This is a genomic window from Sanguibacter antarcticus, from assembly GCF_002564005.1.
Classification (GTDB): Bacteria; Actinomycetota; Actinomycetes; order Actinomycetales; family Cellulomonadaceae; genus Sanguibacter; species Sanguibacter antarcticus.
On sequence record NZ_PDJG01000001.1, the window covers coordinates 1762376 to 1787851 of the forward strand.

General features: G+C 68.8%; 18 protein-coding genes. 3 read left to right on the forward strand and 15 right to left on the reverse strand.

Annotation, left to right across the window (positions count from 1 at the left end; genetic code table 11):
• Positions 1-70: 70 nt before the first annotated feature.
• The 5 genes from ATL42_RS08070 to dapE form a co-directional block, all read right to left on the reverse strand.
• The gene (locus ATL42_RS08070) at positions 71-238 is read right to left on the reverse strand and encodes a DUF3117 domain-containing protein (RefSeq protein WP_082543807.1); all 168 of its coding nucleotides are present in this window, start codon (positions 236-238) and stop codon (positions 71-73) included.
• Between the two features lie 163 nt (positions 239-401).
• Positions 402-7457, reverse strand: a complete 7056-nt coding sequence (locus tag ATL42_RS08075; RefSeq protein ID WP_098454908.1) for an SdrD B-like domain-containing protein — start codon at positions 7455-7457, stop codon at positions 402-404.
• Positions 7458-7657: 200 nt separating this feature from the next.
• The gene (folP, locus tag ATL42_RS08080; protein ID WP_425443212.1) at positions 7658-8590 is read right to left on the reverse strand and encodes a dihydropteroate synthase; all 933 of its coding nucleotides are present in this window, start codon (positions 8588-8590) and stop codon (positions 7658-7660) included.
• A gap of 59 nt (positions 8591-8649) precedes the next feature.
• Complete coding sequence (locus tag ATL42_RS08085; RefSeq protein ID WP_098454909.1) at positions 8650-9426, reverse strand: LOG family protein; 777 nt, start codon at positions 9424-9426, stop codon at positions 8650-8652.
• A 59-nt stretch (positions 9427-9485) separates the two neighbouring features.
• Positions 9486-10595: a succinyl-diaminopimelate desuccinylase gene (gene dapE, locus ATL42_RS08090; protein WP_098454910.1), complete on the reverse strand. Its 1110-nt coding sequence runs from the start codon at positions 10593-10595 to the stop codon at positions 9486-9488.
• A gap of 95 nt (positions 10596-10690) precedes the next feature.
• On the opposite strand from dapE, the gene dapD reads away from it, so the two are divergent.
• Both dapD and ATL42_RS08100 read left to right on the forward strand, forming a co-directional pair.
• On the forward strand, positions 10691-11647 hold the full coding sequence (gene dapD / locus ATL42_RS08095) for a 2,3,4,5-tetrahydropyridine-2,6-dicarboxylate N-succinyltransferase (protein WP_098454911.1): 957 nt from the start codon (positions 10691-10693) through the stop codon (positions 11645-11647).
• A gap of 8 nt (positions 11648-11655) precedes the next feature.
• Positions 11656-12573, forward strand: coding sequence for a hypothetical protein (locus tag ATL42_RS08100; RefSeq protein ID WP_245862302.1), 918 nt, complete (start codon positions 11656-11658; stop codon positions 12571-12573).
• A gap of 124 nt (positions 12574-12697) precedes the next feature.
• Here ATL42_RS08100 and ATL42_RS08105 read toward each other — a convergent pair whose 3' ends face one another.
• From ATL42_RS08105 to fdxA, 3 genes are all read right to left on the reverse strand, one after another.
• A complete protein-coding gene (locus tag ATL42_RS08105; RefSeq protein ID WP_098454912.1) occupies positions 12698-13996 on the reverse strand; it encodes a citrate synthase in 1299 nt (432 codons plus the stop codon).
• Between the two features lie 228 nt (positions 13997-14224).
• Positions 14225-15355 carry a succinyldiaminopimelate transaminase gene (gene dapC / locus ATL42_RS08110; protein WP_098454913.1) on the reverse strand — a complete coding sequence of 377 codons (1131 nt, stop codon included), beginning with the start codon at positions 15353-15355 and terminating at the stop codon, positions 14225-14227.
• Positions 15356-15369: 14 nt separating this feature from the next.
• Positions 15370-15687 (reverse strand): ferredoxin, encoded by a 318-nt coding sequence (gene fdxA, locus ATL42_RS08115; protein WP_098454914.1) that lies wholly within the window; start codon positions 15685-15687, stop codon positions 15370-15372.
• Between the two features lie 123 nt (positions 15688-15810).
• Between fdxA and ATL42_RS08120 the strand changes: the two genes are divergently transcribed.
• A complete protein-coding gene (locus tag ATL42_RS08120; RefSeq protein WP_211281790.1) occupies positions 15811-16074 on the forward strand; it encodes a putative acetyltransferase in 264 nt (87 codons plus the stop codon).
• A gap of 21 nt (positions 16075-16095) precedes the next feature.
• Here ATL42_RS08120 and ATL42_RS08125 read toward each other — a convergent pair whose 3' ends face one another.
• The 7 genes from ATL42_RS08125 to typA form a co-directional block, all read right to left on the reverse strand.
• The gene (locus tag ATL42_RS08125) at positions 16096-17085 is read right to left on the reverse strand and encodes a prephenate dehydrogenase (RefSeq protein WP_143556716.1); all 990 of its coding nucleotides are present in this window, start codon (positions 17083-17085) and stop codon (positions 16096-16098) included.
• Positions 17082-18068: a prephenate dehydratase gene (locus tag ATL42_RS08130; protein WP_169925368.1), complete on the reverse strand. Its 987-nt coding sequence runs from the start codon at positions 18066-18068 to the stop codon at positions 17082-17084. The genes ATL42_RS08125 and ATL42_RS08130 overlap by 4 nt, the downstream gene beginning before the upstream one ends.
• Positions 18069-18075: 7 nt before the next feature.
• The gene (locus tag ATL42_RS08135; protein WP_098454917.1) at positions 18076-18942 is read right to left on the reverse strand and encodes an ACT domain-containing protein; all 867 of its coding nucleotides are present in this window, start codon (positions 18940-18942) and stop codon (positions 18076-18078) included.
• Positions 18943-19020: 78 nt separating this feature from the next.
• On the reverse strand, positions 19021-21798 hold the full coding sequence (locus tag ATL42_RS08140) for a VanW family protein (protein WP_098454918.1): 2778 nt from the start codon (positions 21796-21798) through the stop codon (positions 19021-19023).
• 114 nt (positions 21799-21912) lie between these two features.
• The gene (locus ATL42_RS08145; RefSeq protein WP_098454919.1) at positions 21913-22272 is read right to left on the reverse strand and encodes a DUF6113 family protein; all 360 of its coding nucleotides are present in this window, start codon (positions 22270-22272) and stop codon (positions 21913-21915) included.
• A 10-nt stretch (positions 22273-22282) separates the two neighbouring features.
• Positions 22283-23299, reverse strand: coding sequence for a PIG-L family deacetylase (locus tag ATL42_RS08150; protein WP_245862303.1), 1017 nt, complete (start codon positions 23297-23299; stop codon positions 22283-22285).
• Positions 23300-23408: 109 nt separating this feature from the next.
• Positions 23409-25319 (reverse strand): translational GTPase TypA, encoded by a 1911-nt coding sequence (gene typA / locus ATL42_RS08155; protein ID WP_098454920.1) that lies wholly within the window; start codon positions 25317-25319, stop codon positions 23409-23411.
• Positions 25320-25476: the final 157 nt, after the last annotated feature.

Here is a 25476-nt window from a genome sequence, read left to right on the forward strand (position 1 = left end):
GGGACATCACGCCCGATCGCGGCTGTCGCAGCGTCACCGACCGAGGCTCGAACAGTCCGAGGAGGCAACGTCAGCCCACGACCGCTTTGAGCGCCTCGCCCAATTCGCTCGCCTCGACCGCGTTGAGCTCGACAACCAGACGGCCGCCACCCTCGAGGGGGACGCGCATGACGATGCCGCGCCCTTCTTTGGTGACCTCAAGTGGGCCATCACCCGTCCGTGGCTTCATCGCAGCCATTGGTGGCTCTCCATTTCCGTCGATACCGCCGATAGTCTTCGATGAATATTCTAGTTCACCCCAGGTGTTGCTCGTGCCGCACATAGAGCGCCCGCAAATACACAATTCACGCGGGGCAATGGAGGCGGACGGCGCTGCGCGCCTCGGCCCTCCACGGTGGGTGTCAGGCGGTGCGGGTTCCCAGGACCCAGACCCGTCGGCGCAGGTACACACCCGTGCCCAGAAGGATCAGCGCGACCGCCACGACACCACCGATCGTGGCACCCGTGAGAGCCAACACGCTCGAGCGCAGCACCAGATCCACGTCCGTACGATCCTGCCCAGCCCCCAAGGTCACCGACGCCACCAACAGATCACCACCATCAAGATCCGAGTACGCCACCGTCCCCTTCGGGAACGTCGACCTGTCGAACGCCACCACATACTCCCCCGCAGGCAACCCCTCCACGAGATAGACGCCGTCAGCATCGGTACGCACCTCGACGACCAGATCATCACCGCCACCGAGCACACCATCACCACCCAGCCACGTCACCACCACACGCACCCCAGGAGCACCCACGTCACCAGGACCACGCACCCCGTCCTCGTTCACATCAACCCACACCAGATCACCGATCGACCCCGTCCCCATGACCGCCGTATCGATGTCCGAGATCACCTCACCAGCACCCAACGACCCCACGAACACACCATCAGGACCACTCACCCCGTTCGACCGGTCCCACACCACCGACGTCCCCGCCGGCACCGTCGAAGAATCCACCACCGCAGTGAACGCACCCGGCGGCATGTCCTGAACCGACCACACACCACCAGCACCCGTCACCGCCGAGATCACCACATCATCACCAGAACCCACAACACCATCCGGACCACCCCACGTCACCACGACGACAACCCCAGGCAACCCCACCTCAACCCCAACCTCCAACACACCATCCACAGCCCGCTCCAACCAGACCGTCCCACCCACAGCACCCGTCCCCGCAAACCCGAAGTCCGCAGTGCGGTAGTCCTCAGGCCCGTCCGAACCCAGACCGTCGACCACAGAGAACCGGTCCAGCCGACCGGTCTCGTCAAAGCTCTCGTCATAGCCCGCCGGCACACCACCCGTGACAGCTACCTCGTAGCTGCCGTCAGGAAGGCCACCGACCAGATACCTGCCGTCGCCGTCGGTGACCGCGACGAACACGATGTCGTCGCCCCCACCTCTGACGCCGTCCTGCCCGAGCCAGAGGATCTCGACCGTGACGTCACGCAAGCCCGGTTCTCCGGCGTCCTGCACACCGTCCGCATCGACATCGACCCACACCCGGTCACCGATGCTGTTCGCACCCACATACCCGAAGTCCTGCAGACTGTTGAAGGCGTCGAGCAGGAGGACGGTCTCGCTCGAGCCCACCGACCCGATGCCGTCGGCGTCGTAGGTCTGTGTCAGGCCGCCGGGCAGGCTTCCCGAGATCTCGACACGGGTCTCCCCCGCCGGAAGACCGAGAACCTGGTAGTGCCCGTCAGAGTCGGTCGTCGTGACCACCGTGAGGTTGTCGTCGGGCGTCGAGAGCAGACCGTCCGGGCCACCTGAGGTCACAGTGACCTCGACACCGGCGATCCCCGGCTCGCCCGGATCCTCTGAGCCGTTCCCGTCGAGGTCGAGGAAGACGGTGTCTCCCACGCCGGTCTCGGCAACATAGCCGAAGTCAGCGTTCGGCTCGTCGGGGCGCAGCTCCGTCAGGGAAACCACGGTCGTCCCGTTCGGGGTGTCGACGCCGCCGTCGAGGTCGTACGTCGGCGCGAGCGCCGTCGGCAGCGAGATCACCGCGACGGTGTAGTCACCGAGCGGGAGGTTCCCGACGGCGTACTCGCCGTCCGGACCTGTGGTCACCGTGAACACGGCGCCTGTTCCGCCGTTCGGCGCCGTCCACACGACCTCGACGGTCGCGCCGGCGATACCTGGCTCGGTTCCGTCGGTCGCCTGGGTGCCGTCGCTGTCGACGTCGAGCCAGACGAGGTCGCCGAGCGAGCCTGCGCCTCGCAGACCGAAGTCGTAGTCGAGGTCTTCGACGCCGTCGAAGGTCAGGTCCACCGAACCGTCGACCGTGGCGTCCCGCTCGGAGACGGGAGTCACACCGAGCGGGAAGGTCGCTGCGTCGAGAGAGACCGTGAGGTCACCCGCCGGCACGGTAGGCAGGGACCACGAGCCGTCCAGACCGGTGGTCGTCGTGAACGTGACGTCGCCGTCCGGACCGTGCCAGAGGACGGTGACGCCGATCCCGGCCAGGCCGGGCTCGGAACCGTCGACAGCCTGCGCCCCGTCACCGTCCGAGTCGAGCCAGACCAGGTCGCCGACCGTGCCCGTGCCGGCGATGGCGAAGTCGGCGTCGAGATATTCGGGGGCTGTCTCCGTGAGAGTCACCTCGGTCCGGCCGTCCGGGCTCACGCGCCCGTCGTCCTCGTCGAAGACGACGCTCGTCCCTGCCGGGAGCGTTCCGAGGACGACGGAGTACTCCCCCTTGTCGAGCCCCGTGGCCAGGTAGATGCCGTCTGCGTCCGTCGTTCCGGCGAAGACCTCGACGTCATCAAGGGTTCCGAGATTTCCATCCGGCCCTGCAGAGAACACGGTCACCGGGATGCCCGAGACACCGAGCTCCGAGGCGCTCTGCGTGGAGTCGCCGTCGAGGTCGAACCAGACGGTGTCACCGATCACGCCAAGGTCTGCCTCGAGGCCAACGGTGTCCTCGACGACGTCGTCGTACTGACGCTCGCCCGTAGGCGTGCCCGGGAGCGAGGAGTATGTCGCGTCCGCCGTGTTGACGACCTCAGGGCCGACGACCTCGTCGTCCGGGCCGAGCTCAGGGGCGGTGAGCGTGTACGTGATCGTCACCGATGAACCGACCGCGAGCGGGTCGAGGAGCGTGAACGTCGCACTGTCTGTGTCGGAGGTCGCGGTCACGACCGCGCCCTGCCCAGGGGTGAGTGCGAAGTCTGTCATCCGCGCATCAAAGGCATCGGAGACGACCACGTTGTTGGCCGCCGAGGTGCCGTCGTTCGTCACGGTGACCCGGTAGGTCACCGTCTGCTCGGACGCGATGTGACGAGACTCGAGCCAGCTCCCGTCGTCTTCGACCTCCTTGGTCAGGACGACGTGCGGCTCGAGGACTCCGACGTCTACGGCGACAGGGTCGCTCTCGACGTCGAAGGGAAGGACGTCGGTCACATCGACGGGCGTCGTCAGGACCGTGTCGAGGAGGTTCGAGTCGATCGTTGCCGAGTTGGTCAGCGTCGCACCGTCAGCGGCCGCTGTCACGTCTGCGACACGAACCCTGTAGACGATCGTCACCCGGCGATCGAACGCCGTCGACGTCTGGACGTCGCCGATGAACCATCCAACCTGCTGGCCATCGGGAGCAAGCGCGATGATCGATGCCTGCGGACCTTCAGGAAGCCCGCACGCCGGCGTGGGCGCCGGCCCTGGCACGGTGCACACCGCAGGATCTGCGTCCACGAAGACCATGCCTGCTGGCAGCGTGTCCAAGATCGTCGCATCGAAGGTCGTCACGTTCGCCGGGATGGTCCCCACGAGCGTGTAGGTGACGATCTCGCCGATCGTCGCCTCGGTCTTGTCTGCTGACTTCGTGATGGGTGCCGCTGGGCCGTCGAGGGTCACCTCAGCGTTCGCGGTATACCTGGTCGGGCTGAGCCCGCCGGGACCACGCTCCCCGGCGACGCTCGTGTCGAGGCTCCGGGTCGTGGCCTCTGCCGTGTTGGTGAAGTCGGTCGGAGCCGGGATCGGGCTGGCGACCTTCACCTCGTAGGCGAGCGAGACGGTGGATCCAGGATCGATCGTCTCGAGTGCCAGGGTGGCGACCGAGGTCCACGTCAGCGTCCGAGCAGAGCTGTCCCAGAGGCCCCCGCTCGGGACGGAATCACCGTCCGTGAGAACGGTGCCCGCGCCGTCGGTCGGAGACATCGAGGACGGGAGCGTGTCGACGACCACGACGTCGTGCGCGGTGGATGCGCCCGCGGCGTTTCCGGCTGTGACAGTGAAGTCGATCAGGTCGCCCGGATCGACGACGCCATCGACGTCTGCATCCGTCTTGGTGATCGTGACCTGCGGCTCGACGATCCTTGTGGTCACGCGGTCCGAGACGTTCGACATCCCGGTCGCTGTCAGGAACGCCCTGTTGGGCACGTTGTCTCCCGCGACAGGTCCGTCAACGTCCTTGACCGTCACGTCGTAGGTGACCGTGATGACCGCCCCTCCGGTAGGGACCGTGTAGGGGCTCGGGAGCGTCACGGTGATGTCGTCCGCATCCGTCACGATCGTCCAGCCCACAGGGAGCGAGGCAGACAGTCCCGCTCCGACCGTCAGCTCGCCTTCGACCGTCGACTCGTCGAGCAGGAGCTGGGAGTCGATGCTGTCTGTCACCGTCGCGTCAGTGAGGGTCGTTCCCTCGGGGAGGGTGGTCACCACCGTGTAGCTGACGACCTCACCGATGGTCGCCCGTGCCAGGCTGTTGCCCGCTTCGTCGACGTTGGTCGTGTACGACTTGGCGACCGTCGCAGACTCGATGTCCACTGCCGCCGTGTCTCCGGCGGGACCCGTGTTCGGCACCGCCGTCGGGTCGATGTTGTCCTCAGGAACGTACGGGAACGGGGTCCCGTCGTTCGCCGCGCCGGTATATGCGCGCACGCCGGCAGTGTTGGTCAGCGTCGCTCCTGGGACGGCTGTCACGGGCACGACGACGGTGAAGACCACCGTTGCCGAACCATTGGCGGGGACACCGTCCAGGGTCCCGTCGATCACACCACCCGCACAGCTGAACGGCGTCGTTGCGGTGGTTCCTGTCACCGTGTAGCTCGCGGCGACGACATCGGTGCATGCAAGCTGTGAGGGCAGGATGTCCCGGACCGCCACGTCGTTCGCAGCGACGGAACCGTCGTTGAGCACCTCGATCGTGTATGTGAGCGTCTCGCCGCCCAGAACCGGTCCAGCAGGGCTGACCGACTTCGCCAGCGTCAGCTGCGGCTCTGCCCAGCTCACGTCGACGCTGTCCCGGAGCTGATAGACGTCACCGGAGGTGTTCTCATAGGCAAGCTTGGCAAGGTTTCCGACGACGTCCCCGTCCTGCGCGACGCTCTCGTCCACGACCTGCGTCCGCAGGACCACCGACCCGGTCGAGCCGCTCACGAGGTCTCGGTCGCCTGCACCGAAGGTCCAGGTCACTGCGGCCCCGTCCACCGTCGGCGTCGGGAACGTGATCGCGCTGGACGCACCGTCCTCCGCGCTGACGAAGACGTAGCCAGGCGGGAGGAAGTCGACGAGGGACCCGTTGGAGGTGTCGAGCCCAGCTGGTGTGACGATGTCGATCTTCCAGCAGACGTAGTCACCGGGAGCGAACCCGCCGACAGGTGGCGTCGACGACCAGCCGAGACCTGATCCATCCCCGCACGTTCCCGCCCCGCCCGTCGGCGCTGCGACAGTCTTCACGAGCCCGATGGCGCCGGCAGACTGCCCTGCGGAGGACGAGTCCTGCACGTCACGGTCCGTACCGTCGCGGTCGATGGTGCGCGCCTGCAGCTCGACGGCGTTCGTCCACGCGTCGTTCGCACGGACCGGGTTGCCGGTGTCGTCGGCCAGGTTCTCACGATAGAAGTTCCGGGTGAGCGTGTCGACCTCGTACGTCGAGGTGCCGTTCGCCAAGAGGTCGTCCGCAGCGGCGCCTGCCCAGGTGACGACCGTCGTACCGTCGGCCTGCTCGACGACCGTGGCCGCCGGGCGGGTGGCAGTGACCTGGAGGCCGTCCGGGACAGTGTCCGTCACGACGACCCCGGTCGCTCCCGTCGAGTACTCGCTGGCCTCGACCAGCATCGTCCAGGTGCTGGTCTGGCCCTGCGAGATGACGCTCGTGTCAACCGTCTTGTGGATCGACACGTCTTCGAGATAGGTCTGCTCGGTGCCGCTGTCTGAGTAGGACTGGACTCCACCACCGGCGTTCGGGTCGTCATAGCTGCCCGTGAGGATCGCGAGATTGGTCACGCTCTGCTCGTCGGCATCGAGCTCGATGGTCGAGCCACCGGTGTTGTTGTCGAGGTTCGAGGCCTGCTCGCCCACCTGGTCGACGGTGCCGGCGAAGGTGTCGGTGTTCGCGTTCTCCGGGATGCCGACGACATAGGAGATGGTCGCCGACCCACCGGCGCCCAGGCCCCCGCCCGAAGTGAGGTTCGTCCCAGCAGCCGTACCGAGAGCCGCGCTGCTCCACGTGACGACGGTGTAGACAGCGTCAGGCAGCGGCCCCGCAGGCCCGTCGGGGTCGAGAGTCTGCGTCACGACGGACGACGGCTCCGGGCAGGTGCCCGCAGCAACGCCGAACGAGGAAGCGTTGAGACGTCCGGATCCCGCGTACTCCTCAGTCCCGGCAGCCGAGTTGTCACCGTCGATGTCAGTGTCGCCGTCGACGCCGGGTTCACCGCAACCGAGGAACTCTAGGCCCGCCGGGATGTAGTCGACGATCTCGAAGTCGGTGGATCCTGCGACCAGGTTGTTGTCGAGGGTCAGGTCGACCCGTGCGCGGTGCTCGTGAACGCCACGCAAGAGCTCGTTCTCATCGGTGTCGAGCGCCTTGGTGACAGTGAACGGCACCAGCGCGACGACAGCGGAGATCTGCTCCGACGCAGTGTTGGCTCCGGTCGCCACCCCGGCGGCGTCGAACTCAGACATGTCGCGCGCCTCGGTGCTCGCGTAGGCCTGGCCGTTCAACGTGATGTCGCCGAGCGCTACGGACCCGGCCACGTTCAGTGTCACCGGCAGCGAGACGAGCGGACCAGGCGTGCCCCCCAGCAGGTCGGAGACGTTCTCCCACACGACCGTCGTCTCGCCCGCACCCGGCCCTGGTGTCGACGACGTTGCGCCCGGCGTCGACGTCCCGAACGACACCCCCGCCGGCAGCACCAGCCGGAACGACGTGTTGTATGCCGGCGTCGCGCCCGGGTTCTGTGCCGTCAGCGTCACCTCGATCGGCGCTCCTTGGAGCGAGGATGCCGGTGCATCGATCGATGCGGTGAACTCCAGGACCCCGTCCGCGTGGGCGGCCGGCGCGACCACCAGAGCTCCGAGCACCGCCAACGCGAAAGCGGTGACGAGCGCGACGAGGCGTGCGGACAATGTCCGTAGCGCCGGGTGAACGACCGTGGACCGCGCAGCAGCGGGGTGGAGCATGGGATGAGCGCCTTTCGCCAACGACCGCGCAGGTGAGAGAGCATGTGGCACGTCGGGAAGCCACGATGCGGTCACGTCGACGCTACGTGCACGGGCTTCCGAGATCGAGGAACGGCAAAGACTTCATCCACTGATGTCCGATTAGCGGCTTTTCTTCACCCGCAGACGTGCTCAAGCCATCCGAGCAACGAGACCCACGTTCACTCCATCCCGCGCACCGCGAGCAGCGGCGCAAGGTCCCCCCGGACCGCCGCCACCATGTCCAGCACCCTGCGCGTGGCGAGGACGTCGTGCGCGCGGAAGACGCTCGCTCCCATCCAGGCCGCGAGCGCGGTCGCCGCGAGCGTGCCTTCCAGCCGTTCCTCCGCGGGGAGCCCGAGGGTCTCGCCGACGAAGTCCTTGCGCGAGAGCGCCATGAGGAGCGGGTACCCGAGCTCTACGAGACGTTGCGTGCTCCGGACGAGGTGGAGGGAGTGCCACGTGTTCTTCCCGAAGTCGTGCGTCGGGTCGACGAGGATCGACTCCGGCGGCACACCGCACGCCCGGGCGCGCTGCGCAGCGCGCAGGAGTGTCGCGATCACGTCGAGAACCACCCCGTCGCGCGGGTCGGTGCCCTGGGGGGCGTCGCCGGAGAGCGGGTACGCGACGCGGAACGGGTCCGTCCGGGGGATGGCTCCCCCGGTGTGCGAGCACACGATCCCCGCGCCGGTCTCGGCTGCGACCTCGACGACCTTCGGGTCGTGCCCGGCCCACGTGTCGTTGATGAGGTCGGCGCCGGCGAGCACCGCCTCACGGGCGACCTCGGAGCGCCAGGTGTCGATGCTCACGAGCACCTGAGGGAATGCCTCACGCACGTGCGCGACGAACGGCACCGTGCGTCGGATCTCCTCGCTCACCGTGACCGGCTCGCCTGTTCCCGCACGGACACCGCCGACGTCGACGATCTCGGCGCCGTCGGCCACCGCGCGGGCGACCGCCTCGAGCGCGACGTCCTCGTCCATCTGTCGGGCGCCGGCGAAGAACGAGTCGGTGGTCCGGTTGATGATCGCCATGACGGCCGGTGAGCTGGCGCCGACAGCCCGCCCGCGCAGGACGAGCGCAGGAGCCCGTGGTGGGACGGGGTCGCCGCGCACGCCGGGGTCGGTGCTCGCTCCGGGCTCTGCCTCGGTCCGGCCGTCGGGCCCCGCTGGTCTCACGCCTCGGCGTCTGCGGCGGCTCGGAGCGCCTCGTTGTGGGTGCACACGATCCGCACCGCCTCGTCGGGGTCGTCGACCACCTTGAGGAGCTCGAGGTCGATGGGGTTGATCATGCCGCGGTCGACGACAGCGGTCTTGATCCAGTCCAGCAGGCCTCCCCAGTACGCCGCTCCCACGAGGACGATCGGGAACTCCGTGACCTTGTGCGTCTGGACGAGGGTCAGCGCCTCGAACAGCTCGTCGAACGTGCCGAACCCTCCAGGCAGCACGACGAAGCCGCTCGAGTACTTCATGAACATCGTCTTGCGGGCGAAGAAGTAGCGGAAGTTCACGCCGAGGTCGACCCACTCGTTCATGCCCTGCTCGAAGGGGAGCTCGATCCCGAGACCGATGGACAGCCCGCCGGCCTCCTTGGCGCCCTTGTTCGCGGCCGCCATGACGCCGGGGCCACCACCGGTGATCACCGCATACCCGTTCTCCACGAGACCGCGCCCGACCTGCTCGCCCAGCGCGTAGTCCGGGTGGTCCGGCTGCGTGCGCGCCGAACCGAAGACGCTCACGGCGCGCCCGACCTCGGCGAGCGCGCCGAACCCCTCGACGAACTCGCTCTGGATCCTCATGACGCGCCAGGGATCGCCGTGCACCCAGTCGGTGTCGTCCTGACGGTCGAGCAACCGTTGGTCGGTCGTCTCCTTCGGGATCTGGTGCCCTCGGAGGATCACCGGACCCTTGCGGTAGCCCTTGCCGACCTGTGCGATTCCCTCGTCTGTCATGGCTCCGAGCCTAGGTCCACATTCATGGGACGGCCTACTCTTTCTCGCTGGTCGCCGGGCTACGCCGCGAGCCAGGCCAGCAACGCAGCATGGCAGACCTCGATCTGGTACGCCGGGCAGCGCTCGTCGTCCTTGTGCGCCAGCAGCGGGTCGCCAGGACCGAAGTTCACAGCAGGGATCCCCAGCTCGGCGAACCGTGCGACGTCGGTCCAGCCGTACTTCGGTGCGGGGACCCCGCCGGTGAGTCCGAGGACCGCGTCGGCGAACTCGACAGCCATCGGCGCGTCGAGCCCCGGACGTGCCCCTGCTGCGAGGTCGTCGACCGTCACCTCGAAGCCGTCGAAGAGCTCGAGGACGTGCTCGAGCGCCTCCTCGGGCGTACGCGAAGGAGCAAACCGGAAGTTGACCGTCACGACGCACTCGTCCGGGATGACGTTCCCGGCGAGACCTCCCCGGATCCCGACGGCGTTCATCCCCTCGCGGTACACGAGGCCCTCGACCTCGATCGACCGGGGCTCGTAGTCCGCGAGACGCCGCAGCACCTCGCTCGCGCCATGGATGGCGTTGACCCCGATCCATGCCCGTGCCGAGTGGGCGGCTACCCCAGGGACACGGACGTGCACCCTCAGCGTGCCGTTGCAGCCGCCCTCGATCCCGGCCGCCGTCGGCTCGCACAAGACGGCGAAGTCGCCCTGGACCAGCTCTGGGGCCTCTCGCACGAGCCGACCGAGCCCGTTGCGCTCGGACGCGACCTCTTCGTTGTCGTAGAAGATCCACGTGATGTCTCGCGACGGCGCGACGAGCTCTGCCGCGAGCGCGAGCTGCACCGCCACCCCGGCCTTCATGTCGACCGTGCCGCGTCCCCACAGCTCGCGGTGGATCCCTTCACCGACGATGCGGACCGGCAGGTTGTCCGCGATCGGCACGGTGTCGAGATGGCCCGCGACGACGACCCGCTGGGCACGACCCTGGACCGTCCGGGCGACGACCGCGTGAGCGTTGCGCGTCACCTCGAGGTGCTCGTAGGGACGCAGCGCAGCCTCGACTGCGTCAGCGATCGTGGCCTCGTCCCCGCTCACCGAGGGAATGTCGCACAGGTCGCGAGCGAGCGCGACGACGTCGCCTGTCAGTCGGAGGACGGGCACGTCGGTGGGATCGGCTGGAAGCATGAGTCGACCATATCGCTCCTGCCCAGGGTCCTTCGGCACGTCCAGCGCGATCGTGGGATGCGGTGCTCGCAGCGTGCGCCGCCTAGTGTTGGACCATGACTTCCACGACCTCGCGCCCCGCATGGGGATACGGCCTCGCCACCGTCACGACCAGCGGCACCACCCTCGACGTCTGGTACCCCTCCCCCGCGCTGGGGAGCGCGCCCTCCGGAGCAGAGGCACCTGCCGACCTGAGTGCACTGGCGGGTTCCGACGCCGCGCGCGACGTCGAGGTCGTCGTCGTGCTCACCCAGATCGACCTCGACGAGGCCCCGGCCGACGCCGCCGACGCCTACCTGCGCCTGCACCTGCTCTCGCACCGGCTCGTCGCCCCCCACGGACAGAACCTCGACGGACTCTTCGGCGTGCTCGCGAACGTCGTGTGGACCAATCACGGCCCGTGCGCGGTCGACGGTTTCGAGAGCGTCCGCGCACGGCTGCGCGCACGCGGCCCCGTCACCGTGATCGGTGTGGACAAGTTCCCGCGGATGGTCGACTACGTCGTCCCGTCGGGTGTTCGGGTCGCTGACGCCGACCGGGTCCGTCTCGGAGCCCACCTCGCGTCGGGCACCACCGTCATGCACGAGGGCTTCGTGAACTTCAACGCCGGCACCCTCGGCACCTCGATGGTCGAGGGCCGCATCTCGGCAGGCGTGGTCGTCGGCGACGGCAGCGACGTCGGTGGCGGGGCCTCGATCATGGGGACGCTCTCCGGCGGCGGGCGTGAGGTCATCGCCCTCGGTGAGCGGTGCCTCCTCGGCGCGAACGCCGGTATCGGGATCCCGCTGGGCGACGACTGCGTCGTCGAGGCCGGGCTGTACGTCACTGCAGGAACGAAGGTCGTCGTCGTCGGGTCGGGCGTCGGCGACGGTGCAGACCAGGTCGTCAAGGCGCGCGAGCTCGCCGGCCAGGACAACCTGCTGCTCCGTCGCAACTCGCTCACGGGCGGCGTCGAGGCGGTGTCGCGCGCAGGCGTCGGTATCGAGCTCAACGCAGCTCTCCACGCGAACTGAGGCGCGGCGTGCCCCGGCGCTCCCGCTCGCGGGGAGCCCTGCGTCGCGTCATCGTCGTGAGCGTGGTGGGAGCGCTCGCGGTGACCGGGGTCGTCCTGCTGCTGGACCGCACGGTACCGGTGATCCCCCGCCGTGAAGCCTGCTCGGTGGAGGTCGACGGCACCACCTGGTCGTTCTCAGCGGCGCAGGCCGACAACGCCGCGCTCATCGCCGCGGTCACGGTGAAGCGGACCATGCCTGCCCGGGCTGCCACGATCGGCCTCGCGACCGCGCTGCAGGAGTCGAAGCTCGTGAACATCGACTACGGCGACCGGGACTCGGTGGGGCTCTTCCAGCAGCGCACGTCCCAGGGCTGGGGAACGATCGCGCAGATCATGGACCCGGTCTACTCGACCAACGCGTTCTTCGACGGGCTGGAGCAGATCGCCGGATACACGGAGCTTCCGGTCACCGAGGCGGCCCAGGCGGTCCAGCGGTCCGGATTCCCCGATGCCTACGCTCAGCACGAGAACCGCTCCCGGGCGTGGGCCTCGGCCCTCACGGGCAACTCGGCGGCTGCCGTGACGTGCACCCTCGACCCGCTCGAGGACACCGACCTCACCGACGAGGCGGGTACTGCCTCGGCGCTCGAGGTCGTGCGTGCTCGGATCCTCCGCGACTTCGGTGACCTTCCGGTCACTGCCGACCTCGGGACAGGTTCTGTCCTCGTGGAGGTCGCACCGCTCGCGCCGGAGCCCGAGCAGGAGTCCCGCGTCTCGTGGGCTGTCGCGCAGTGGGCGGTGGCGACAGCTCGTGCCACCGAGGTCGACGCGGTGCTCGTCGGAGACCAGGTCTGGACCCGCGCCACCCGCGAGTGGACCGCGGTCGTGGATCCTGCATCCCACATCCCGGCAGGAGCCGTCCGGCTCCGGCTCGCGTCCGCCTGACGACCCGCCCGCACGCCAGGGCAGTCCCGCCACAGACGACGAGAGACCGACGCCGGGGACCAGGAGTCCCCGCCGTCGGTCTCTCGTCAGACGCCGCTCAGGTGCGGCGCGGTTCAATGGTGCGCTAGCGGGCCGAGAGGTCCGTGTAGTCGCGCGCGGTCGCACCCGTGTAGATCTGACGTGGGCGACCGATCTTCGTCTGCGGGTCCCGCATCATCTCGCGCCACTGGGCGATCCAGCCCGGCATGCGGCCCAGGGCGAACAACGGCGTGAACATGGCGGGCTCGAAGCCCATCGCCTTGTAGATGAGGCCGGTGTAGAAGTCGACGTTCGGGTAGAGCTTGCGCTCGATGAAGTAGTCGTCGCTCAGAGCGATCTCCTCGAGCTCCATCGCGATGTCGAGCAGCTCGTCCCGCTTGCCGAGGGTTGAGAGCACCGCGTCGGCGCTCTTCTTGACGATCGCGGCACGCGGGTCGTAGTTCTTGTAGACGCGGTGGCCGAACCCCATGAGCCGGACGCCGTCTTCCTTGTCCTTCACCTTCTTCATGAAGTCGTGGACACCGGTCCCCGACCCCTTGATCTCGGTGAGCATCTTGAGGACCGACTCGTTCGCGCCTCCGTGCAGCGGACCCGAGAGCGCGTTGATCCCGGCCGAGACGGACGCGTAGACGTTCGCCTGGCTCGACCCGACGATGCGGACCGTCGACGTCGAGCAGTTCTGCTCGTGGTCGGCGTGGAGGATGAGGAGCTTCTCGAGCGCGTCCACGACGGTGGGGTCCGAGTCGTACTGCTGGTACGGGACCGCGAACGTCATGCGCAAGAAGTCGTCGACGTAGCCGCGCGAGTAGTCGGGGTACAGCAGCGGCTCTCCGACGCGGCGACGGTGCAGGTAGGAGGTGATGGTCCGCGACTTCGCCAGGAGCAGCACCGTCGCGAGCTCGATGGTCTCGTCGTCGAACGGGTCGAGAGACTCGGGGTAGAAGGTGGAGAGGGCGTTGACGGCAGACGCCATCACCGCCATCGGGTGCCCGGTGCGGGGGAACGTCCCCATCAGCGTGCGGAAGTCCTCGTGGACGAGGGTGTGACGGTTCACACGCTCCACGAACGCGTCGTGCTCGACCGGGGTCGGTAGCTCGCCGTGGATGAGGAGGTACGCGACCTCGAGGAACGTGGACTTCTCTGCGAGCTGGTCGATCGGGTATCCCCGATACCGCAGGATTCCCGCATCTCCGTCGATGTAGGTGATCTCAGACTCGCACGACGCCGTGTTCATGAACCCGGGGTCCACCGTGACCATACCGGTCTTGCTGAGCAGCGAGGAGACGACGATCCCGTCGTTCCCCTCGGTAGCCTGCACGACCGGGAGGACCTGGGACTCGTCGCCAACGCTGAGCGTGACCCTTGCTTGCTGGGTGTCCGGCATATCTTCCCTTCCTGCTGCACGTCTCACCCGGTCGGGTGGAGCGGTGCTCCTCCTGTTCGGCCCTGTCGGCGCCGCGGATGACCACAGTCGATCCTTCAGAGAAGTCGACGTCGGCCCAAGGTGACGGTACCGCCTCTACCGGTTCGTGCCCAATTGATGAAGGTTCGGCGACCAACATTCGACAGTGAGACAAATCACACCACATCGACGCGGGGCGTCGTGCACCCGTCAGCGCACGCCCAGCCGCTGTGCCGCCTGGTCGATCCGTTCGTCCGTCGCCGTGAGCGCGACGCGGACGTGCCGCTCCGCGGCCGCGCCGTAGAACGCGCCGGGCGCGACGAGCACACCGGACTCCGCGAGCTCGGCGGCGATGCTCCAGCCAGAGCGTCCCGGGTCGTCAGCAGACCTCGCCCAGAGATACAGACCCGCCTCGGAGCCGTCGATCGCGAGACCGGTCGCAGAGAGCGCAGCCACGAGCGCCTCGCGGCGCCTGCGGTAGACCTCTCGTTGGGCGGCGACGTGCGCATCGTCGGCGAGAGCCGCGATCATCGCGGCCTGGACAGGTGCGGGGACGATCATCCCGAGGTGCTTGCGCAGCCCCACGAGGCGCGTCACGAGAGCGAGGTCACCAGCGACGAGCGCAGCCCGGTAGCCCGCGAGGTTGGACTGCTTCGACAACGAGTACGCGGCGAGCAGACCCTCGTGAGACCCACCGTTCACGCGAGCGTCGAGGATGCTCGGCACGCCCTCAGACGCCCACGGCTCGGTCCACGCGAGCTCGGCGTAGCACTCGTCGCTCACGACGACAGCACCGATCGCGCGGGCAGCGTCCACGATCTCTCGCAGAGCGTCGACGCCGAGCACCGTGCCTGACGGGTTCCCTGGCGAGTTGACCCAGACGAGCCGCACGTCGGACCTCCCCGCCCAGTCGTCGACGCCCGCAGCGGGCAGCGGCGTGGCACCGGCGAGCCGAGCCCCGACGTCGTACGTCGGGTACGCGACCTCCGGATGGACCACGACGTCGCCCGGCCCGAGGGAGAGCAGCGACGGCAGCAGCCCGACGAGCTCCTTCGAGCCGATCGTCGGCATGACTGCCGCCGGGTCCAGCCCCGAGACCGAGCGTCGGCGCTCGAACCACGCCACCACGGCCTCGCGCAGCGCAGGTGATCCGTGCGTGGTCGGGTACCCGTGCGCGTCAGCAGCCGCCGCGAGAGCAGCCTGGACGACCGCCGGCGTCGGGTCGACGGGAGTACCGACCGACAGGTCGACGATGCCGTCCGGGTGCGCACGCGCACGGTCGGCCAGCGGCACGAGCGTGTCCCAGGGGAAGACGAGGTCTGTCAGGTCGGCGAACCCCACGGCGGGCGAGCTCCTCAGACCTGCGGTGGCAGAACAGAGATGACCGCGTGGTCCTTGTCGATCTCGCCCATCTTCGCTGCACCACCGGGAGACCCGAGGTCGTCGAAGAACTCGACGTTCGCCTTGTAGTACTCGCTCCACTCTTCGGGGACGTCGTCCTCGTAGTAGATCGCCTCGACGGGGCAGACAGGCTCGCAGGCGCCGCAGTCCACACACTCGTCGGGGTGGATGTAGAGGGACCGTTTTCCCTCATAGATGCAGTCGACAGGACATTCCTCGATGCACGCCTTGTCCTTGACATCGACGCAAGGCTGAGCGATCACGTAGGTCACTTCGAGGTCCTTCCCGGACTCCAGTCCAGACGATCAGCACGCCAGACGGCGTACGGCTCCTATTATCGCCTAGACGACGCGCGCCTGATCCCGCGTGCCCACTGTGTGGAAGGACTACCGGCCATGGTCGACGACATCACCCAGCCACGACCGGAGGCTGACGGTCCCCCCTGGCGTTCCTGGGAGACCGGGACTCGCGTGATGATCCGCCGCAGGTTGCCTGCTGACGCGACGCATCTCTTCAGCGACGTCATCGGCACGATCACGAGGACGGACGTGACAGGAGTCACTCTCGAGACGCGGTCTGGTCCGGTGGACGTCCCAGCGTCCGAGATCGCGCTGGGCAAGCAGGTCCCCCCACCACCCGTGCGACGCAGCCGGGGGTGATCCCACCGGGAGCCCCTGCCGTCACACCTGCGGGTCTTCGACGACGAGGCTCGATGCCTCGCCGATCCCCGTGATCCGACCGCCACGCGCTCCCCAGGACGCGAGGTCCGACTGCCAACGGTCGTCCGCGCGGAGCACCATGGTCCGCAGCGCCTGAGATCCCAGGTCCGCACCGCCGGAGCGCAGCGCGTCGCCTCGCGAGAAGAACCAGCCTGTCGGCGCGTTCGACTCGAGGTCCTGAGCCAGTCGTTCCAGGTCACGGGCGGCCAGCAGGAGCGCAGGAGCGACCCAGCCGGCGTTCTCGACGATCATCGCCTCCGTCCGCGCCGGGTCTGTCCGTGCGACGCGCGTCCCGTCACGGAAGCTGCCCGCCGCGAGCCCGACAGCGACGTCTCTGATGCTCGAGTGCGCCACGATGTTGAGCAGCTCGGTGGCCACCACGTGCGGGACGTGGCTGATGAGTGCGGCCGCCTCGTCGTGCGCGCTGTCGCTCAGCGGGTGCACCGTCCCCGCGAGGACCTCGACGAGGAGCTCGACCACCGAGCAGAACCCGTCCAGCGGAGTCGTGTCGTCGAGGGTCACGGCCCAGCGCACCCCCACCAGCAGGTCTGGGTGAGACGCGTGGAAGCCGCTGTGCTCGGTGCCCGCCATCGGGTGCGCCCCGACGAACTGCGTGGCCAGACCTGCGGCGACCATCGCGTCACGGACAGGACCCTTGACGCTGCCCACGTCGGTGATGACGGCGCCGGGCGAGACTGCCAGCGCCACGGCGCGCGCAGTCTGCTCGACGACGACGAGGGGCACGGCGAGCACGATCAGCCACGGCTGCGCCGTGCACGCCTCCTCGATGGACTCGACCGCACGGACGCCGGCGGCCTCCGCTGCCACCATCGTCCGAGGGTCCGGGTCCCAGCCGACGACGTCGATCCCTGCGCGGACCAGCGCCCGGGCCAAGGACCCGCCGATGAGACCGAGCCCGACGACCGCGACGGGCCCCTGCGGAAGCGTCATGAGCCGACCACCCCGTCGGTCACGGCGGGCGACCACAAGAGCCCACGGTCGAGAACTGCATCCGACGCGTCGACGCGCACGCTCCCGGAAGGCACGCGGTGGGCGTCGACCGTGCCGTCGAGCTCGCCACGCGCTGGGAGGACCCCGAGCGTCTTCAGCGAGTCCCCGGCTGCGAGAAGTCCCTCGAGGACCCCGCGGACCCCGGTGTCCCACGGCGCGCCGTCGATCGTGACGATGAAGACGTAGCGTCCTTCGAGCGCTTTCACCGGGCGTGTGATGAGGCTCGAGAGGTTGACGCCGAGCGCGCCGAACGCTTGCGTGATGCGCGCCAGGACGCCAGGGCCCGTGGCGTGGGGCGTGATCGCGAGCATCGTCCGCCAGGCGTCGCCGTCCAGCGCAGCAGGCCGTGCACGAGCGGCGACGTCTCGGCTCGTCACGAGGAGGAACCGCGTCCGTGCGCCGTGGAAGTCTTCGACGCCGCGTGCAACGGTCTGGAGCCCGTAGAGCTCGCCGCAGATGCGCGGGCCGAGAGCGAGCTGCCCTGCCTGCACGTCTCGGCAGGCCGCAGCGTTCGACGCCGCAGGCACGGCGAGGAGGTCCCTCCCGGTGACGAAGGACTGGCACTGGGCCAGACCGTGGGGATGGCTCGTCACCTGGGTGACTTGCTCGGTCGCCCCTGGCCGTGCGAAGGCGTCGAAGGCGATCTCGACGAAGGTCTCGTCCACCGCCACGACGTTCTCGGCACTGACGATCGCGTCGAGCGACGGCACCACATATCCCTCGACAGAGCTCTCGATCGCCACGACGCCGTGCGTGAACGCACCTGACTCGACGCCGTCGTAGACCTCAGCGACCGTCCGGACGGCCTCGAGACCGATACCGTGCGCGCCGGGAGCCTGGGCCCACCGCAGCGCGGCCTCGTGCGTGAAGGTCCCGTCGGGCCCGAGGTAGGCGAGCCGCGAGCCCGCGTCCGGCGTGGTCACCGGTCGCTCAGCGTCCGACGACCGCAGACGGTGCCCACAACGGGGTCAGTGCGTCAGGTCCGGGGATGAACTCCTGCCCGGGCAGCACGGCGAGCACCCGCAGCGCCACGCCCCGCGCACGGAACTCGCCCAAGAGCTGGTGCAGAGCGCCAGAGTCGCTGCACGTGAAGGACGTGAGGAAGACGTGCGGCCCGTCCTGCGACCGCTGGCTGCGCAGGTGCTGCAGGTCGATGCCCGCAGCGGAGATGACGCCTAGCGTCTCCTGCAGAGACCCGCGGTGGTCGTCCCGCGGGCCGAACGCGAGCCAGACCTGCGCGGGGTTCGAGAACTCCTGCGGCGTCCCTGCGGTCTCGAGCAGTCCGTACCAGATGAGCGGGATCTGCTGCAGCCGGTCGCTCCCCGCGAGCTCCTGGAAACCGTGAGGGATCGCGGAGCGCTCGACCACGAGCGTGCCGGAGTCTCCCGCGACCTGGATGCGCTCGGCCAAGGACGTCATGGTCGGGACGAGCCGCGGGCTCAGACCCATCGCACGCAGGACGTGCCTGCAGTCGCGCATGCCTGCCTCGTCGACGACTGCCGCCCCGTGCGCGTCCGCCGTGCGGCCGACCCACGTCCACTCGGACGGGACAGGGACCGCCTGGGTCAGGACGAGCGACCGGTCTGCTGACAGGAGCGTGCGCTCGAGCTCGGGTGCAGGCTGCGCCGGGTGCCCGATGTGCACGACTGCTGAGAGGTTCTCGATGCTCGCGACCGTCGCGAGGGTCTGGCTCGTCGACCCGAGGTCCAGCAGCTCGGATCCTCCCCCTGGCCACCCTCCGACGGACGCAGCGAGGCTTGCGTGGGGTCCGGACTCGCGTCCGCTCTTGCCGAGCATGGGTCTACCTCATCTGGGGGCGTGGATGGGACGGGCATGGATGGGGCGGGGCGACGGGCCGGCACCGGCCCCTCGGGGTCACGGGTCGCAGACGACCGCGTTCTGCGGCTTGTAGCGCCACGAGTTCGTCTCGTCGACGACGACCTCGGAGGTCTCGGTCACCGTCACCTTGCGCCACACGGACACGGAGAATCCCAACGATCCGGCGCTCTGCGGGCTGCAGGTGGGGCCGCTCTTGTGCTGGGTGGTCGGCTCGACGACGTTAGACCGAGCCGATGTGCTGGTCTCGACCGTGTAGTACGGGGTGCTCCAGGCTGCGACGTGCACGAGACCGTCCGCTACCCACGACTGCATGAGCACACCGTAGGGCGAGTCGTTGCGCCACTGCATGTCGATCGAACCTTCGTACAGCGTCGACTCGCGCCCCTCTGGGTACCGGCTGAACCAGTAGCTGTGCGGGGTGTGGGAGACGTCGATCATCCCGGCGAAGAATCCGGCGTTGTACGTCGTCGTCGACATCTGGGACAGGCCTCCGCCGGTCCCGTTCGTGATCTCGCCGTCGACGATCACGTGCGCCTGGAGGTAGCCGTTCGCCGTCGTGATCGGTCCGATGGTGTCGAGCAAGGAGAACGTCTCGCCGGGGCGGACGAGCGTCCCGGTCACCTTTTCGGCGGCGATGCGCAGGTTCTCCGTCCGGTCCGGCTCGTTGGTGAGCGGGGTCGAGAACTCGCTGACGATCTCTCGGACGCCCAGCTCCTCGAGCGCCGCGGTGGACTGTGCCGGGTCGCTCGCCGAGAGCTCGAGCGTCGCTGTCCGGTCGTCTCCGAGGGCTGCCTCCTGCACGGCTTCCGCGAGCTCTGTCGGATCGAGCGTGGTCCCAGGCGTGCCCGGCACGATCTGTGGCACGTCGTTGACGAACTCGAAGCTGGCGTCGGCTGCGTTCGCGAGCAGGTTGTTCGTCCGCGCGACTACGGCCTCGACGAGCGTCGGTCCGTCGAACGTCAAGACGAGCGCCCCGTCGACCGGGACGTACGTCGCACCAGCCGTGAGCGCGTCGACCGGGAGCTCGGCTACCTGGCCGGAGACAGCGACCGAGACCGGTGCCGCGGCGACGCGCTGCGCCTCGGTGAAGGCTTCGTCTGTCTCCGCCTGGGTGATCTCAGGCTCCAGCGGGACGGTATCGAGCTCGATCGGCCGCGTGGCTGTGAGCCATGTCTCGACGATCCGCTCCCGGAGGACGTCGTGGTCCACCGACGTCCCTTCGACGGCAGGGGTCTGGACAGCGGCTGCGTCGACGAACGACACCGTACCGCTCGTCGCTGGCGTCTCGAGGTCGACGGTGAGCGCCTCTGTCGCGGCGTCGAACAGCGAGTCGTCGACGACCGTGACAGGTTCGACGGCGTCGCCGCCGGCGATCTGGGCGATCAGCCGAGCTGGATCGAGCGTGAAGTCCGTGAGCCCAGCGACGGTCTCTTCCGCGTCGAACGTCAGACCGGCGGTCACGGGGTCGATGGTCCCTGCCGCCTCGCCTGCTGTGACGGGGACGGGCTGGCTCGCGATCCCGCCGAGCTCTGACGTGAGCAGCGCGGTCGCCTCGTCGGGGTCGAGCCCTCCGATATCCACGCCTGCGACCGTCGTGCCGCGCGCGATCTGGTCAGCGAAGTACCACTGGGTACCGAGGTAGGCGCCGGCCGCGATGAGGAGACCGAGCCCGGACCAGAGCAGGACCCGAGGCACACGGCTCGGAGCCGCCGGGCCGTCGAAGACGCTGAGCGGTGATCCTTGCGTCTCGGCCTGCACCGCCTCCGGCTGAGCCGCAGCCACAGGTGCGGCGGGGGCTGATGTGCTCGGCCCCGACGCCTCAGGAGTACCCGCAGGCTCCACGCTCGCAGGAGCCGGGGCAGTAGCAGGGATGACGACTGTCGGGTCTCCGGCGTCCGTCTGAGTGGTCTCGGGAGCGAGCTGTTCCGCCACCGGCGAGGCGTCTGCCGCATCGGTCGACTCGGGGCCCTGCTCACGTGGTGGCAGCATCATCGCGGCGTCCGCAGGTGCGGCATCCGTCGCGTCCGCGTCCGTGTCCACGTCAGCCGTAGGCGCTGTCCGCAGGATGATCGGGAGCTCTACGGCCGGGGCAGACGAGGCAACAGGCACGACGGTCTCGACCGGTTCTGCGACGTCGACGTCAGGCTCAGGTGCCTGTTCTGGCTCTGGCTCCACGACTGCAGGCTGCTCAGGAACTGCCACGGACTCCGGCACAGCCTCAGGCTCGGGCGCGACGACAGCAGCCGCTGCTGCGGCCTCCGGCTCGACCTCAGGCGCCACGACCGCATCTGGCTCAGGCGCGTCTGCGACCTCAGGCTCGGGCGCCGCTGCCACCTCGGTCTCAGGCTCAGGCTCGGGCACGGCTGCGGCTGCGGCTGCGGCTGCGGGCTCAGGCACGACCTCGGCCGCCACGACCGCATCCGGCTCAGGCGCGTCTGCGACCTCAGGCTCGGGCGCCGCTGCCACCTCGGTCTCAGGCTCAGGCTCGGGCACGGCTGCGGCTGCGGCTGCGGCTGCGGCCTCAGGTTCGACGACGGCGGCTGGCTCCGGCTCGGGCTCATCAGCTGTCGCTGGTTCCGGGGCCACAGGATCGGGCTCGTCCGACGACTCAGCCGAGGACGTGGCCGGAGCCGTGGGTTCGACGACCGACTCATCCGGTTCTGATGCCGCCGCACCTGCCGGCTCGACGACTGCTGGTTCGGCAGGCGCGTCGTCTGCTCCCGTGGTCGTGCCGCTCGTCTCGTGCGGCTCCACCGCGTCCGGTGTCTCCTGCGTCTCGTCAGACGTCTGAGACTTCCCGTCGGTACTGCTCATCAATTCGCTCCACTCGCGAAGAAGGCCGGGGAAGCCCCCGGGACATGAGTTGGATGCGGTAGCCCCCGCAGGCTCAGTCTACGTGGCCCTAGGTCCACGAAAGGGACGACGTGATCAGTCGAGAAACCACTTGCGGGGCGCGACCGCGGCGAGACCGATCATCGCTATGCCACCGATCATCCACACGTACGTGCTGGTCTGAGCAGGCAGCAGGATGTCTCCGCCCGGACCCACCAGCGCCAGCACCTGGACGACGACAAGCCACCCGACGCCGTAGGCGGCGATGCCTGCTCCACCGAGCCATGCACGGACGAGGATCCCAGCGACACCCACGGCGACAAGAGCCACGACGAGGATCCACGGCATCCACTGCCGGTGCGCGACGGAGCCGAGCAGCCCTACGAGAGCACCGGTAGCCAGCGCGCCGATGTACGCGAGCACGGTGACGGCTGAGAAGCGGGGACGGGCAGACATGATCGTGAGGCTACCTCTCCACGCTGGGCACAGGCTGTGACGGACCAGCGTCCGGACCGGTCGCACGGGCGTAGAACTCCGTGCCGAGCCACGGCACGAGGACGTCGTTGCTCAACGCGTACGCACCCACGAGCACGTGGTCGTCGCCCGAGGCGCTGTGGCGGACGCGGACGAGGCGGTGGACCTGCGTCGCGTGCGCACGCAACGCTCCTTCGACCCGGTCGAGCACCGGTCGAGCGTCGAGGACGGCCACGACGGCATGGTCGCCTGCGGCGACGGCAGGCAGCGGGCCGTCGGGGTCGACGAGCGTCGCAGGACCGGCCGGTACCAGGCCCGCGTCCACCGCATCGACGAGCTGTGCTCTGCCGCGACGCAGCACACCAGCAGGGACGACCGTCCACCACACGTCAGCAGGCTGATGACCCGGCGACGTCTCAGACGGCTCGGACGCCAGCTCGAGCGCACGCATCGCGATCTGGTGAGCGCGGACGTGGTCCGGGTGGCCGTACCCGCCGCCAGGCTCATACGTCACGACCGTGCTGGGTCGCAGAACCCGGACCAGCTCTGCGAGGCGCGAGCCCTGCTCGTCGAGCGCCCCTGCCACGAGCGCGTCTGGCGGGACGACCTCCGCGGCTCCTGCTCGTCCGCTGAGCCCTGCACCGCCTGCGCCGACCCACGCCATGCCCGAGTCCTCGTAGCGCGCGGCGAGAGCAGCGGGCGGCAGAGCAGGTGGAGGGAGCTCGTCGAGGAACGCGTGGTCCTGGACGCCGAGCGCTCGGAGCGCCGCAGCAAGCTCGGTCTCGCGGTGTGCCGCGAGACGAGGCCCGTCTCCCTCGAGATGAGCCAGCTCGTCACCGATGACCTCGCCGCGCTCGCCGCGCGTGCAGGTCACGAGGGTGACGGGCTCCCCGCTCGCGGCCCAGGCAGCGAGCAGCCCCCCGGTCGCGAGCGTCTCGTCGTCCGGGTGAGCGTGAACCACGAGCAGCCGTCCGTGGGGCACGACCGGTGCGGGCGACGGGTCTGTCACAGGAATCTCCTCGGGGGAAAGACAGACGAGTGCATGACCTGCGGCCGGACCGCCGGAGCGACCAGCCACAGACCATGCACTCGGGTGCACTGCTGGGTGAGGTGGTGCGTCAGTTCTTCTTCTGGCGCGAGAACGCGCGGGCACGCTCCGACTGGTCGAGGATGACCTTGCGGATCCGGACGACGTCCGGCGTGACCTCGACGCACTCGTCCTCGCGGGCGAACTCGAGCGACTCCTCGAGGGTGAGGTGCTTCGGCGGGGTGAGGTTCTCGAACGTGTCGCTGCTCGCAGCGCGCATGTTCGTGAGCTTCTTCTCCTTGGTGATGTTGACGTCCATGTCCTCGTTGCGCGAGTTCTCGCCGACGATCATGCCTTCGTAGACCTCCTGCGTGGGGTCGACGAAGAAGGAGCCGCGCTCCTGGAGGTTGATCATCGCGAACGGCGTGACGACGCCCGAGCGGTCGGCGACGAGCGAACCGTTGATGCGCGTGTCGATCGGGCCGAACCACGGCTCGTACCCAGCGGCGATCGAGGAAGCGATCCCGGTCCCGCGGGTGTCCGTGAGGAAGCGGGTACGGAATCCGATGAGACCGCGAGCCGGCACGACGAAGTCCATGCGGACCCAGCCGGTGCCGTGATTGGACATCGTCTCCATGCGGCCTTTGCGCTGGGCGAGCAGCTGCGTGATCGCGCCGAGGTACTCCTCGGGGACGTCGATCGTCATGCGCTCCATCGGCTCGTTTCGCTTGCCGTCGATCGTCTTGGTGACGACCTGAGGCTTGCCGACAGTGAGCTCGAAGCCCTCACGACGCATCTGCTCGACGAGGATGGCGAGCGCGAGCTCTCCACGTCCCTGGACCTCCCAGGCGTCCGGACGCTCGGTCGGGAGCACGCGGATGGAGACGTTACCGATGAGCTCCTTGTCGAGGCGGTCCTTCACCTGACGGGCGGTGACCTTGTGACCCTTGCCGCCCTTGCCCGCGAGCGGGGAGGTGTTGATACCGATCGTCATGGAGATCGCGGGGTCGTCGATCGTGATGAGCGGGAGCGGGCGAGGGTCGTCCGGGTCCGTGAGGGTCTCACCGATGGTGATGTCCTCGATGCCGGCGACGGCGACGATGTCGCCGGGGCCTGCGGACTCCGTCGGCACGCGGTCGAGCGCCTTTGTCTCGAGCAGCTCGGTGATCTTGACGTTCTGGAGCGTGCCGTCGGCGCGGGCCCACGCGACGGTCTGGCCCTTGCGGATCGTTCCGTTGAACACGCGCAGGAGCGCGAGACGTCCGAGGAACGGCGACGCGTCGAGGTTGGTGACGTGCGCCTGGAGGGGGTGGTCCTCGTCGTACGTCGGCGCGGGGATCTTCTCGAGGATCACCTTGAAGAGCGGCTCGAGGTCTTCGCTGTCGAGCTCTCCGCCCTCAGCGGGCGGGTTGATGGACGCGCGTCCGACCTTGGCGGCCGCGTAGACGACAGGCATGTCGAGGATCGCGTCGAGGTCGAGGTCGGGGACCTCGTCGTGCAGGTCGCTCGCGAGGCCCAGGAGAAGGTCTGTCGCCTCGGCGACGACCTCCTCGATGCGGGAGTCGGGGCGGTCCACCTTGTTGACCACGAGGATCACGGGGAGCTTGGCCACGAGCGCCTTGCGGAGCACGAAGCGCGTCTGGGGCAGCGGGCCCTCGGACGCGTCGACGAGGAGGACGACGCCGTCGACCATGGACAGGCCGCGCTCGACCTCGCCACCGAAGTCCGCGTGGCCCGGGGTGTCGATGACGTTGATCGTGATGCCGTCGGTCTGACCGGCGGCCAGGGCAGCAGGACCCGAGTAGTGCACAGCGGTGTTCTTCGCGAGGATCGTGATGCCCTTCTCGCGTTCGAGGTCACCGGAGTCCATCGCGCGCTCGTCGACGTGCGCGTGCGCACCGAAGGCGCCGCACTGCTTGAGCATGGCGTCGACGAGGGTGGTCTTGCCATGGTCAACGTGGGCGACGATCGCGACGTTGCGCAGGTCGGAGCGCACAGACATAGAGAAACTCATTTCACCGTGGGAGAGGAACGGGCACTGCGCGCGAGCGCGCACCGCTGGTCACCAAGAAGGTACGTCTTCACGAGCATCCGGTGCAGGTCGGAGCGGGAAGCTCTCGCATTCACGCTCGTACCTACCGGCATGCGGACGACGTTGG

Bases quoted from the DNA above. Each gene is read 5' to 3' on its own strand.
- ATL42_RS08070 (WP_082543807.1), bottom strand. From the start codon at position 238: ATGGCTGCGATGAAGCCACGGACGGGTGATGGCCCACTTGAGGTCACC.
- ATL42_RS08075 (WP_098454908.1), bottom strand. From the start codon at position 7,457: ATGCTCCACCCCGCTGCTGCGCGGTCCACGGTCGTTCACCCGGCGCTA.
- ATL42_RS08085 (WP_098454909.1), bottom strand. From the start codon at position 9,426: ATGACAGACGAGGGAATCGCACAGGTCGGCAAGGGCTACCGCAAGGGT.
- dapE (WP_098454910.1), bottom strand. From the start codon at position 10,595: ATGCTTCCAGCCGATCCCACCGACGTGCCCGTCCTCCGACTGACAGGC.
- dapD (WP_098454911.1), top strand. From the start codon at position 10,691: ATGACTTCCACGACCTCGCGCCCCGCATGGGGATACGGCCTCGCCACC.
- ATL42_RS08105 (WP_098454912.1), bottom strand. From the start codon at position 13,996: ATGCCGGACACCCAGCAAGCAAGGGTCACGCTCAGCGTTGGCGACGAG.
- ATL42_RS08120 (WP_211281790.1), top strand. From the start codon at position 15,811: ATGGTCGACGACATCACCCAGCCACGACCGGAGGCTGACGGTCCCCCC.
- ATL42_RS08125 (WP_143556716.1), bottom strand. From the start codon at position 17,085: ATGACGCTTCCGCAGGGGCCCGTCGCGGTCGTCGGGCTCGGTCTCATC.
- ATL42_RS08135 (WP_098454917.1), bottom strand. From the start codon at position 18,942: ATGCTCGGCAAGAGCGGACGCGAGTCCGGACCCCACGCAAGCCTCGCT.
- ATL42_RS08140 (WP_098454918.1), bottom strand. From the start codon at position 21,798: ATGAGCAGTACCGACGGGAAGTCTCAGACGTCTGACGAGACGCAGGAG.
- ATL42_RS08145 (WP_098454919.1), bottom strand. From the start codon at position 22,272: ATGTCTGCCCGTCCCCGCTTCTCAGCCGTCACCGTGCTCGCGTACATC.
- typA (WP_098454920.1), bottom strand. From the start codon at position 25,319: ATGTCTGTGCGCTCCGACCTGCGCAACGTCGCGATCGTCGCCCACGTT.